The following is a 12,488-nucleotide window of genomic DNA, read 5'->3' as shown; positions in this document are numbered from 1 at the left end:
GAGAGAGAGAGTTAGGGAGTTTGGGGTGGGTAGAGGTTTTCGGTGATTTTGTTACCTTTAATGAGGTGTTCGTTGACGATATTTTCGGCAACATTGGGGTTAACGCGAGTGTACCAAGTTCTATCATTGGAATAAAAAACAACTGGGCCGAGTTGACAGACTTCTAAACAGCCAGAGGTTCTAACTTCGATGTCTAAACCTGCATTTTCTACTGCTGATTTTAAAGCATCAAATGTAGGTTGCCATTTGCGAGAAGGTAGACAGCGTGTAGAGGTACAAACTGAGATATAAGAATGTTTGAGAGGATTTTTGGTAAATGGTATTGGTTTTTTACCTAATACATAAATATCACGCAAATCTTGATAAAGAGCTAACTTATCTAGATTTGGTTTCCCCTCCGGTAATAAATTTTCTCCATCTACCAAAGGATTAGGTAACAAAATCGTCATCAATTGTTCATTCGCACCATTCCAAAACTGAATACCCCAACTTCTAGGATTTCCTTCTGGGTTAAACCGCCGATAAAAAGCAGCACGAGAAACTAAACGTTGCTTCCTCACTTCCACAGGAGTTTTACACAAAGGGCCGCCAAAATTAGTATCAATACATAAATGTAAATGCCATCCCTCAGTAGCCACCGTCAAATAGCCATCATAGAGAATACAAAGCTTTGGTGGTGCATTAAATTCCAATTCTAAAACACTACCTTGAACAATATGAGCAATCCCAACCTGCTGCCAATTCTGTTCAAACAAAGTATAAACTAACGATGCTAAAACATCACTCCCACAATCAAAATATTCATACTCAATAAACCCCCCCGTAGCTAAATCTTCCTTAACTACCTCATTAACTGGTGTCACCCAACAATTAAACTCACTCATTTATAACTCTCCTTTGCGTGAAAAAACTCTTTAAAACCGAGAACTCAACCCAACCTGAAAAACCCTCCCCCCATCAGGATAACCAGGAAACAACTGATAACGCTGATCAAACAGATTATCCAAACTCCCAGTTAAAATTAAACTATCACTAATAGGTACACGCATCTTTAAATCAAAAGTAGTATACCCCGAAAGAAACTCCGTATTAATATTATTAGTAGGATACCCATTTAAAGAATTCATCAACACACCAAAATACCAACCTTTAGCATTTTCATAAGACACACCCAAATTTAATTTATCTGCACCTGCAAACCGCAACTCCTTATCAATTTCCGCCGGATTAGCACTTGCTAAAATACGCGGATCGTTCGCCGTATAATTAACAAAAGTATAAACATTCCTCGCTATTTGTAAATTTAACGAAGCCTCAATTCCCGTAGTTTCTACTAACCCGATATTTTCCCAAGTTCCTGTATTACCATTTACAGGTGGGATTAAACTTTTGAAGGCAATTGTATCAGAAACAAGGTTTCTAAAAAATGTCAGCCTCAACAAACCAATATTCCCTAACTTTTGGTCAATCCCCACATCAAAACTATCTCCTTGTTCTGGCTTGAGGTCAGGATTACCAATGTTAGTAGGATTAGTATTAAATAAATTAGCTATGGTTGGAGCGCGGAAGTTTCTGATATAGTTAGCTCGGAGTGTAGTTGAATCTGATACCGCTAACTTTGCCCCTACAGATGGCGAAGTAAACGAACCATTGACCAAACTACTAAAATCTTGCCGCACTCCCAAATTCATACTAAAACTAGGAGAAAAGTTAATTTCATATCTCCCAAAAATTGCCCCTTGACCTATAGCATCATCATAATTTTCTCTGGTAATATTTGTTCCATAATTAAATGTGGTGTTGCGTACATTGGTATTCCGATAATCAAAGCCATAAACTAAGGTCTGATTCTTCGCAATGTTCCAGTTATGGGTAACTTGAAGACCATAGGAATCTTGTTTGGTATCAAAGCGGTTTTGGGATGTAATTGCGCCACTGCGATTATCAAAACGAGTGTTGAGAAAATCAGCGTAAACTCTCGCTGTTAAAAGTGAATCATCGCCGCTACCTAATTTGGAGTTCCAGGTTAAATCAGTGAGAACTTGGTCTGTGTATTTACGATTATTATCGGTGAGAGTGTTAAAAAATCCCTGTCCAAATTGAGGTACAGGAATGGGTACGCCTCCTGGTACTCCCTGTTCTTTACCTAAATATAAGGTGGAGAGAGTTAAGGTGTTACGTTTTCCTAAATTTGCTTCTAATTTGACATTAAAGTTATTAAAGAGTGCGTCATTATTCGTTCTTGTCCCCTCAAAGTTAGCTTCAGGAATACGAAAGCGATAATTATTTTGTGCTTGAGTCCGGCTATATCCAACTAACCAAGATATATCACCGGATTTTCCACTATTTTGAATACTTTGTTGGTTCAATCCATAGGAACCAAAATTAACTTTGGTGTCTGTGGTAATTTGCTCTGTAGGACGACGGGTAACAATATTAATTACCCCACCTATTGCATCTGAACCATAAAGAGTTGAACCACCTCCGGGTAAGACTTCGACTCTTTCAATATTGTTCGTGGTAAATTCTGATAAATCGAAACCACCACCACCTAAATTATTAATTGGTCTACCATCCAATAAGATTAAGACTTGTCCGGTATTAGAACCGCGAATAAATTGGCCACTTAAAGCGTTTACTTCTGTCCCAACTGTACCGTCACCTAAAATACCAGGAAGAAATCGCAGTGCTTCTCTGACAGTTCTTGCACCTTGCGCTTCCATTTCTTCGCCGGTAATGACATACACCGGACGGGTGGAATCTTTGACTGTTCCCTCGCGGCGAAAAGGGGAAAATACAGGTTCATTGAGGAGTTTGTCAATAACTGTCAGTTCAATATCTGGTTCTTTCTCTTCTGCTTGTGCAATTTCTGTGGCGATGATGCTGGAATTTTCCCACAGCATCCCTGTGGTGATAGTCACGCTAGAGATGATAAGTTGAGTTCCCCATCTGGCGATAAGTTGATTACGCATTGGTAATTTCAGCCACCTGTATAACTAAAAAAATTGGTCGTGAGTGAAGATGAGAGGTTTTTTGCAAAAACTCTCAGCCAGGAGGAAAATATGATAATGATTATTATTATCATTTTGGACAGCAATTTACAAGAGATTAGGGGCGGGTTTACAGATATGTATCGATGATGAACAGGGATATTGCTTCACCTGCCCCTACTACTGGTGTTGGATTAAGGGACTTCCAATTAAAAAAATATCCCATTGCTATTGTTGACTGTTGACGGTTCACGGTTAACAGTCAACAGTGAACGGAATAATTTATTTTTTGGAGTTTCCTAACAGCAATTACGGTGGAATTTTGCCCATTTACTGAGGGGTGGTATTTTAGCTAAGATGCCTGTTTTTAAAGCTTCTGGACGTTCTGACCAAGGTAGTAAACCATTGGGGTTTGTGTAGTATTGAATAGCACATTGCAGAATAGCAGATGCATTATCATCGACTGCTAAATTGCCAAAAAGATAGGTGAGTTTCTCTTGTGCTTGGAAGGCGATAACGCAAGCATGACTGCAAGCACTCATACATTCAACACCTTGAATGGAGAATTGATTTTGCAATTCCCAATCTTGTGCAAGTTGTTGCAGTTGCTGTAATAGCAGATGTCCGCCACTTTCACCAACCCGCTTGCCATCTTGCCACACACTAGCGCAGGTTGTGCAGACGAATAAAGTATGTTGTTTGTTGTTCATTAATTTTGAAATATTGCTGATGAAGACAAGAAATGCACACTAGAGTTGTCAGGTTGGCGTGTAGTATGGGTGCAAACCTGCCTAGATATCATGTAAATATGCGAAGGCCAAGGTTAGGATACAAATGGGTTTTCAGGCTTGTATCTATAACCTTGTGTCAGTATGAATATTTGTAGGTAAAAGTCTACAATCTCATAGCAATTGCGATCGCGTGGCTTGGATCTGCAACTATGAGAAAGTGACACTTCTTAATGAAAAGAGTATTAGCAAAGTTCATCTGTACCTCGCAGATGGGAGTTGGTGGTAATTTCGGCGGGCATTCTGACTTTGAAGCAAGAACTTCATTACAGCTGCGGGACAGTGCTGGATTTACACCAGTCTTTCCCCGTTACCTCTGATGGCTGCTCCCCATTAGAACCGAATTGATACTGGAGGAATAATACCACAGCAATGAGCTAAATTGCGCCAGCTACTTAAAAGTAATCCACAATTTACCAAAATTAGTAAAATCGTAGACTGAGAAAGGTCAATTATATACCTTGTTTATCAATCCATTAATCCTGATGTTAATGTTTAATCGGAATTTCAATCACAAATTCTGTACCTTGTCCGGGTTGGGAAGAACATCTAAGCTGACCATGATGTTTTTCAACTACTATTTGATAGCTGATAGATAACCCCAAGCCTGTACCTTTCCCTACTTCTTTTGTAGTAAAAAATGGTTCAAAAATACGAGTTCTGATTTCTTCGGGAATGCCTAAGCCATTATCAGCTATTTTAATGACAATGTGGCTATTTAAGGTTTGCGTACTAATCCAAATATTTAAAGGAGTATTTGGAGGCTCTATTGATGAATGTAAATATCTCTTATTTATGTTTTTAAATTTTTCTTCTAAAGCATCAACGCTATTACTCAAGAGATTCATTATCACTTGATTGATTTGCGCGGGATAGCATTCAACTAAAGGTAAAATGCCATATTCTTTCACAATAGAAATTGGTGGGCGCTCTTTATGATTTTTGAAGCGATGTCCTAAGATGAGCAAAGTACTATCTAAGCCTTCATGAATATCGACTAACTTCAATTCACCTTCATCTGTACGCGAGAAGTTTCGCAATGATAGTACAATCTGGTCGATTCTGTCGGTGCCTATCTTCATTGAATCGATAGTTTTGGGTAAATCTTTGATGATAAATTCCAATTCTTTACGATTAATTTGTTTCTGAATCTCTGGAAATAATGAATCATGTTGCCAATAAAGATTGACAACTTTCAAGAGTTCGTCAGTATACTCATTTAAATGTACAAGATTACCAGAAATAAAAGTTACAGGATTGTTTATTTCATGAGCAACTCCAGCAATTAATTGCCCTAAACCAGCCATTTTTTCGCCTTGAATTAAACGCGATTGAGTTTGTTTTAATTCCTGTAGAGCTTGAGTTAATTCTAAAGTTTGACGTTTGGTTTGCTCAAGTAATTCTCCTTGTTGAAGTGCAATCCCTAATTGCACGCCTACTTGCGCCAGTAAATTAATTTCTTCATCTTTCCAATAACGGGGTTGGGAATTTTGATAAGCAACTAATAATCCCCATAATTTTTCTCCTTGACGAATCGGCACAAAAGTTTCGTTACGAGGAAGTTCATTATCGTCATCAGTACTAGCAAAGTCTTCGATGATCATTGGTTGGGCTTGTGTCATCGGTTTCCAACCATCCTTGAAAGAATCGGCTACAAATTTACCACTCCAATCTGAGTTAAAGCGGTAGATAGCAATCCGCTCAACTTCTAGTAACTCGAGAACTGCTTGAGTAGTAGTTTTAAAAATAGTTTGAATATCGAGAGATTGCCGAATTTTATCAATAGTTGCAGCTAGCAATTTTTGCCTTTCCATAGCTTTTTCTCGTTCTTTAGCTTCTGCTAACTGAACTGCTTGCATTTGAAACTGCTTTAAATAAGAATCTTGTTTTAAGGCTACTCCTAATTGTTCGGCTATTTGACTGACAAATTCAATTTCTGAAGTTTGCCAATTGCGAGGTGCGTCACATTGATGAATGCAAAGTAATCCCCAGAGTTCACCTTGCTTTAACAGAGGTGCAACCATATTGGCACGCACTTGGAATCTGGCTAAGATTTTGATATAGCAGTCTTTAAATTTTTCTTGATAAATATCTGCAACTGTATTAACTCGACCTTGGGCGTAAAGGGAAGCAAATTGTTCGCTAAAACAATGATCATAAACTTTTTCTTTGATTGCAGAAATAAAATCGGGAGCTACATCTTCGTAGATAAATTCTCCTGCCCAATCTGATAAAGGATCGAAGCGGAAAACACCAACTCGGCTAGCTTTTAGCAGTTGTCGCACTTCGCTAACAGAAGTTTGAAAGATTTTCTCTAAATCTAAAGATTCACGAATTCTGGCAATTACACCAGTTAATGTTTTTTGCTGTTCTGTTTGGTATCTTGCTTCTAATAAAAGTTCGTTATGTCGTAAAGCGACTCCTAAATTTTCCCCAATTTGGCTGACAAATTCAATTTCTGAAGCTTGCCAATTGCGCGGATTACGACATTGATGCACACACAGTAAGCCCCATAAAGTGCCTCGTTTGAGTAAAGGAACTACCAGTTGAGCGCGCACCTGAAATTTGCTGAGAATTGCTAGATGAGCTTCACTTAATCCCTCTGTGAAAATATCCGCGATCGCTTTGACTTTTCCTTGTTGATAATAAGTCGTAAATTGTTCTCCAAAGGAATTGTCGGAGGTTTTAGCAGCGATTATTGATTCCCAGTTCGCTGCAACATCCTCAGAAATAAATTCTCCTTGGGAATCTTTTTGCGAATCAAAACAAAAGACTGCTACTCTATCTGCTTGCAGCATTTGCCGCACTTGTGTAACTGTAGTCTGGAAGATGACATCTAAATCCAAAGATTCGCGAATGCGGGTAATAACGCTGGTTAATGTTTTTTGTTGCTCTGCTTGATATTGAGCTTGGGCAAATAACTGATGATGTCGTAAGGCTAACCCAATTTGTGTACTGATTTTGGTTAGCGATTCCACTTCGTAAGATTGCCAGCGTCTGGGTGAGGAATTTTGATAAGCGCCAATGATTCCCCATAATTTATCTCCTTGGAGAATGGGAGCAGTAGCAAAAGCTTTTGCTTGAAATTGTTCTAACAGCGCAACGTGACAATCAGATAATCCTGCTTGATAAATATCATTAATGGTAAATGTTTCGTTGTTAATGTAGCGTCCGCCTTGATTTTGCTGTAAATAAGTATCCGCGATCGCAGTTTCTACACCCACTAAAGGTATCCAGCCTTCCGCAAATGATTCCGCCACAAATTTACCACTCCAATCGGCATTGAAGCGAAAGATTGCGACTCTGTCAGCTTGCAGCAGCTGGCGGATTTCTAGTGTTGTCATTGCAAAGATGCTTTCGATATCCAAGGGGGAACGAATTTTATCGACAATCTGAGCAATTACCTGATCGCGTTGGGCTGCTTGTGCTAATTTTGCAGCTTGTAATTGTGCTTCACGCAAGTGTTTTGCTTGTTGAATTGCAACAGTTAAATGATTGGCAATTTGGCAAATAAATTCAATGTCCGATTCTTTCCAGTAACGAGGCTCATTGCACTGATGAATACAAAGCAAGCCCCACACTTCTTGCTCCTGTAATAACGGCACAACCAAGTTAGCGCGTACCTGAAATTGACTAAAAATTTCTACATAGCAATTATTGAATCCAGCATCATAAATATCAGTAACGGCTTGCACCTGTCCTTGTTGATACTGAGTAGCAAAGTGTTCTCCAAAACAATTGCTATGTACTTTAGTTCCGATTATCGAGTCCCAGCCAGGTGCGATCGCTTCACAAACGAATTCACCTTCCCACTCTATTTGATGATTAAACTGGAATACTGCTACACGGTCTGCATTCAGTAATTGCAGCACTGCTGTCACAGTAGTTTGAAAAATTGTTTCTAGGTCAAGTGACTCCCGAATTCGCACAATGACATTGGCTAAGGCTTTCTGTTGCTCTAGTTGTGCTTGCAGTTCAGTACTTGACAATAGAATTTCATTTTCCGTGGAAGTTGAATTAAGTGTCATGGCTCTGATTTTGGGAATTGTGAGAACAAAATGTTTTCTCCCAAACTTCTCGAAAATGCACAACTGCAAAATTGTTAATAGTTGCCAATTCTTAGCCCCCTGTTTCAGGGTCTAATTATTTTGAGAAGATGGTCATTGTATATAGTTCCCTTTTATTGATGAAATTAACGCCAAACACTCAAACTTCTGAGATTTTTACTCAATAAAATAATTGCTTTTTTTGTCATCTAGCTGAGGTATGAATTTTCATAGTAATAGCTTAAATATTATTAACCCTCTTTTGTCACTCTAGGCAGAGGAAAAGTAGAAATCAGGGTGAATCAGGGATATAAAAATTGAACTGGTGAGGCTATAAATAATAGATTGAAGTTTAAAAAAACCCAAAGCTAATTGAGGAATAGGAAAAACCGTTAACCAGGGATATATCAGATTAAATAAAGTAAAAGGTTGAATAATCAAACGAAGATTGTTAAGAATGTTCTTCCAGCCATTTCCATTATCCCACCAAGGATGTGAAACAAATTTTGACTCTCGTTGTGATGGAGACTGAAACAGTTGCTCCGAATGCAGACTAACCATTAAATAAGCACTGCAAATAATTTCCCACCATCGCTCAATATCTGGGTAGTGAGTCAGGCGAAAATCTGACCAACCTAATTCATTCTTACTTTGTTTTAACCCGTACTCGACCCAAGTTCTTAAACCGTAAAAATTTCCAACTTCTCTTGGCGTAATGTCTGGATATTTACTCATCACATACCAAGTAGTGTTATCAGGCAAATTTTCTGGATCTGTAGTAATTTGCCAATATCTAAGTTCTCCACGTTTTCCCGGAATAATTTCTCTAATAAATCGATTTTCCCGACTCAAGTCAGAGAATACCCTTTGAAACTTCTGCCACTTTAAATATTGAATATGTTGTCGTGGAAGTATTTCTACATAATGATTTGACCGAATCGCTACTATATAGTTCAAGTTTAGTTCATCTAATACAGATATGAAATTCTTACCACTCTCTCCATATAAGCTATCTGCAAGTACTAAGTTGAATTTAAAACCCATTGATTGTAGCTTTTTTTATCAGTATTGCTGCTATTTCTGGTTTAGTGCGGTACTTATCTCCTGCCTGTAATCTTTCCCTGGGTTTATACACTTCAAACAGTAATGGAAATGTCATCCCACAGAAAACACCATATACTGTCACTGCCACAATTCCATTATCTGTTTTTCCCAAATTTCCTATATACTGCCGTTTCACATAATCTGTCTTGCTCCCTTTCTTTTTTATCCCCTGTCTCATCAATAATTAAAATGATTGGTCTACCTTTTAGCACTTGTAAAATTAACTCTAACCTTAAGGTTCTTAACTTTTCTATATCCCAAGGTGATGTAGTTAGAAAATGATGCAACCCTTGCTGGTTATCTAATCCTACGATTTTTGCTATTTCTGGCAATGTTTTACGTTTTAGATCAGAAATGCAGCCTACATGGAGATATTTAAAAGCCTCGAAACTCCTAACATCTGGAAACAGACTTTTATACCACTGGCAATATTCGTCCACAAATTTGACTGTTGGTGCGGCTGGACGGGGCTGTACCATGCTCTGTGTCTTGGTTCTAGCATTTTTACCTTATTATACTACTGCCAGAGTGACAAAACAGGGTTAAGCAGGCTAATACTAATTCAAATAAAATTTGCAACAGATAAATTATTCTTAAGCTCACAATATTAGCAAATATCCAAAAAATCCATTATCCCGTTCCAGTTATTGACTGTGAACTGTCAACAGTCAACAGTCAACAGTCAACAGTCAACAGTCAACAGCATTCATGCCCTGTTAAATTACAAACGGGTCAAATTGACTATTAAACCAATATTCACCAACGCGCTCTGCTACTAATGGTTTGACTGTAAATTTAAGTGGGGTGCCATTATGAACATCAATCCGCACACATGAATAAGGTAACCGCTTTTGCGAACTGTAGCCAGTGCGTCCTACATATAACAACGAATCAGCAACTTTGCGGGTTGAACTACCTGCACTGTCAGTAAATGTCTCCTCGAGTTCTGTTCCCTCCGAGCGCTGACGGCGGGGACGACGACCACTACCACCGGAGATAATGTAGTTGATATGAGAGTCAGCATAGCCAGTGTCAACGGTGCGGAGATATTCTAGACAGTGAGCATGACCACTGAGGATTAAATCTACTAGCGGACGCTCTTTAACTACAGAACCAAGGCTTTGGGCTACTTGTTCAAATACCCAACGCAAGCGATGGCGTACTGCTAAGGTTTGGGCTTGATGCCACTTAGTAGCTTCTGTCACGTATGGGGGATGGTGGAGATAAACGATCCGTCCGCGCACCTCGGGGTTATTCCAAGATTCAATCAGCCGACTACGCAACCAGTCTAGTTGTTCAAAGTCAATCTTGGGTGCGCTGTGGGATGCAAGTTGCTTTTCAATGTCAATTTTGACTTCATTGATTTGGTCTAATTTAGCACTGAGGTCGTCTAGCTGTTCCGCTTCCTCAGGGTTATCTGCATTGAGGCGATCGCTCATTTCCAAAATCTGCACTTCTTCTTGATCGATTTGCTGGCGACGCTTCTGCAATTCCCGGCGATAAAGTTCCCCCTCTTGGGTGGTAGGTAAAGGCGAAGGTTCGTTAAAGGTGTTGGAATCAAGCGCAAAAAAATCTATACCGCCATATCTATAAGTGTAGTAGCGGTTGGGTATGCGGGTAAAAACGCCTGGTTGATAACGCAAACATCGCCCATTGTCGGTTTTAGCAGTATAGTGACTGTCTAAGTGCTGCGTTAATTCTTCGGGAGATGGGACTGCTGCAAGATAATCGAGAAAAGCCCGTGAATATGCATCACCTTGATTAGAACCATGCCAACCTATTTCAAAATCTTTGTAACGTAGCATCCGCCGTAGCCGTAATGTGCTACCTGTCAGCAGACGGTACATCAAAGGCACATCATAGTAATCGTGATTGCCTAGTACTGGCAGAAATGGCAGATTAAACACCATACGATCGTAGGCAATTTTCTCGGGATTTTCTCCACCTACCAAAAATTCCCGGTAAGGTTCGATAAAATTTGCCGGGTAATATTCATGGGAACCCACCACATAAATGACATCACCAGTGTGTAACACAAAACGGCAATCATCCTGATGAGCAAGCATGAGTTCGGCTACTTGTCGTTGGGGATGGTATCCGAAATGGGATTTTGTCCCGCTATCACCGATAACCATAAAAGAAAATTCTGGATTCTCATCCTGGTTATCGTCCACAACCATACTGGTTTGGTCGATTCCTCGCTGCACAATTTGGGGATGAAGCCAACGCACCCGTTCCTGCATTTTTTGAATTTTTACGGGAATTGGTGGTTCGGATATCAATCTCATGTTGGAATGTCTAACGCCTAACCTTGATTGTAACGAGCTTCTGTTTTCTTGGCGATTTTACAGTAATAATCTACGATAAAGGCAGTTTTTTAGCTCTGCCTCTAGAATGATATAGCCAAGTGCCTTAATTACAATATCTTGTCAAAAAAGTCTTCTTGCCTATAGTTTACTTTTTATTGTCAAGCAGCTTCAGCAGATAGTAGATGATTTAAACTTGATTTTGCATTGACAGAATCATTCAACCAATACTAGTACAGTAGTTTTCCAGGGTATGCATTAAACAACTAAGGGCACAACATTGTTGAGCTTTAAAAAACATCTACTGTAGATTACCTGACACAATAATTCTATTTCATATAATTTCTCAATCTTTAAACTAATGATTAATCGCTGGTGGAAATTTCTCATTTTAATAATATGTATATTCTTTTTAGCAGTTGCTTGCAATGAAGCTAAAGTAGCTAACAACAATGCCATTGCTAACTCCTCAAATCAACCAAAACAAGTAATTTCGCCTAGCGCTTCGCCAACTTCAGAAACAGATTTAAATGAACAAACTGCCATCACTCCAGCAGATGCAAGGCTAGTTGATATTCAATCAATCAATAAAAATATTGTGCTGGATATTCGTTATGCCACACCTAATAACTTTTTGAAAAAGAAGTTATATCCTGAAGCTAGATGTGTATTACGCTATGGAGCCGCGAAACAACTCTCATTAGTACAACAAGATTTAGCTAAAAATAAATTAAGTTTAAAAGTTTATGATTGCTATAGACCACTTTCCGTACAAAAAGAAATGTGGAAAATCCTACCTGATGAAAGATATGTAGGTAATCCTGCTAAAGGTTCTCGACATAATCGCGGTGCAGCAGTAGATTTAACATTAATTGATAGCAATGGCAAAGAATTAGAAATGCCTAGCGCCTTTGATGCTTTTACACCAGCTTCCCATAGAGATTATAGTGGCGGCAGCGTTCAATCTCGCAAAAATCGTCAAATACTAGAAGACGCAATGCGAAAGCGAGGATTTACAGGTTTAGCAACAGAATGGTGGCACTTTGATGCACCAGATTGGGATAAATATGCTGTGATGGATGCGCCGTTTAATAAGATTCCGAGGAAGTAGGGAAGGGGGAATGGGAAATGGGAAATGGGGAAGGGGGAAGGGGTAATTGGTAATTGGTAATTGGTAATTGGTAATAGCAATTTCTTCCTCATCTCCCTCATCTTCCTCATCTCCCTCATCTTCCTCATCCCCCTCATCTTCCT

6 protein-coding genes, 1 pseudogene and 1 riboswitch are annotated in these 12,488 nt (G+C 39.1%); of the genes and pseudogenes, 1 reads left to right on the top strand and 6 read right to left on the bottom strand.

What is annotated here, in order from left to right; translation table 11 throughout:
• Positions 1–11: 11 nt before the first annotated feature.
• The 6 genes and pseudogenes from HG267_RS29975 to HG267_RS29950 form a co-directional block, all read right to left on the bottom strand.
• The gene (locus HG267_RS29975) at positions 12–884 is read right to left on the bottom strand and encodes a (2Fe-2S) ferredoxin domain-containing protein (RefSeq protein WP_045871297.1); all 873 of its coding nucleotides are present in this window, start codon (positions 882–884) and stop codon (positions 12–14) included.
• A 30-nt stretch (positions 885–914) separates the two neighbouring features.
• Complete coding sequence (locus tag HG267_RS29970) at positions 915–2,972, bottom strand: TonB-dependent receptor plug domain-containing protein (protein WP_045871296.1); 2,058 nt, start codon at positions 2,970–2,972, stop codon at positions 915–917.
• A gap of 317 nt (positions 2,973–3,289) precedes the next feature.
• Positions 3,290–3,700, bottom strand: coding sequence for a DUF1636 family protein (locus tag HG267_RS29965; protein WP_045871295.1), 411 nt, complete (start codon positions 3,698–3,700; stop codon positions 3,290–3,292).
• A 293-nt stretch (positions 3,701–3,993) separates the two neighbouring features.
• A riboswitch (cobalamin riboswitch) is annotated at positions 3,994–4,137 on the bottom strand.
• Positions 4,138–4,266: 129 nt separating this feature from the next.
• Positions 4,267–7,806 (bottom strand): GAF domain-containing protein, encoded by a 3,540-nt coding sequence (locus tag HG267_RS29960; protein WP_045871294.1) that lies wholly within the window; start codon positions 7,804–7,806, stop codon positions 4,267–4,269.
• A 288-nt stretch (positions 7,807–8,094) separates the two neighbouring features.
• Positions 8,095–9,407: pseudogene (locus HG267_RS29955) on the bottom strand (IS701 family transposase).
• A gap of 237 nt (positions 9,408–9,644) precedes the next feature.
• Positions 9,645–11,216 carry a metallophosphoesterase gene (locus tag HG267_RS29950; RefSeq protein WP_045871293.1) on the bottom strand — a complete coding sequence of 524 codons (1,572 nt, stop codon included), beginning with the start codon at positions 11,214–11,216 and terminating at the stop codon, positions 9,645–9,647.
• A 379-nt stretch (positions 11,217–11,595) separates the two neighbouring features.
• On the opposite strand from HG267_RS29950, the gene HG267_RS29945 reads away from it, so the two are divergent.
• Positions 11,596–12,345 (top strand): M15 family metallopeptidase, encoded by a 750-nt coding sequence (locus tag HG267_RS29945; protein WP_045871292.1) that lies wholly within the window; start codon positions 11,596–11,598, stop codon positions 12,343–12,345.
• The last annotated feature ends 143 nt before the right edge of the window (positions 12,346–12,488 follow it).

It is taken from the genome of Tolypothrix sp. PCC 7601 (genome assembly GCF_025677855.1).
Lineage (GTDB): Bacteria > Cyanobacteriota > Cyanobacteriia > Cyanobacteriales > Nostocaceae > Aulosira > Aulosira diplosiphon.
Note: the sequence above shows the minus strand (reverse complement) of the source record. Positions and strands in the feature narration are given on the sequence as shown.

Excerpts from the sequence above, each read along its gene's own strand:
- HG267_RS29975 (WP_045871297.1), bottom strand. The coding sequence starts at position 884 with ATGAGTGAGTTTAATTGTTGGGTGACACCAGTTAATGAGGTAGTTAAG.
- HG267_RS29970 (WP_045871296.1), bottom strand. The coding sequence starts at position 2,972 with ATGCGTAATCAACTTATCGCCAGATGGGGAACTCAACTTATCATCTCT.
- HG267_RS29965 (WP_045871295.1), bottom strand. The coding sequence starts at position 3,700 with ATGAACAACAAACAACATACTTTATTCGTCTGCACAACCTGCGCTAGT.
- HG267_RS29960 (WP_045871294.1), bottom strand. The coding sequence starts at position 7,806 with ATGACACTTAATTCAACTTCCACGGAAAATGAAATTCTATTGTCAAGT.
- HG267_RS29950 (WP_045871293.1), bottom strand. The coding sequence starts at position 11,216 with ATGAGATTGATATCCGAACCACCAATTCCCGTAAAAATTCAAAAAATG.
- HG267_RS29945 (WP_045871292.1), top strand. The coding sequence starts at position 11,596 with ATGATTAATCGCTGGTGGAAATTTCTCATTTTAATAATATGTATATTC.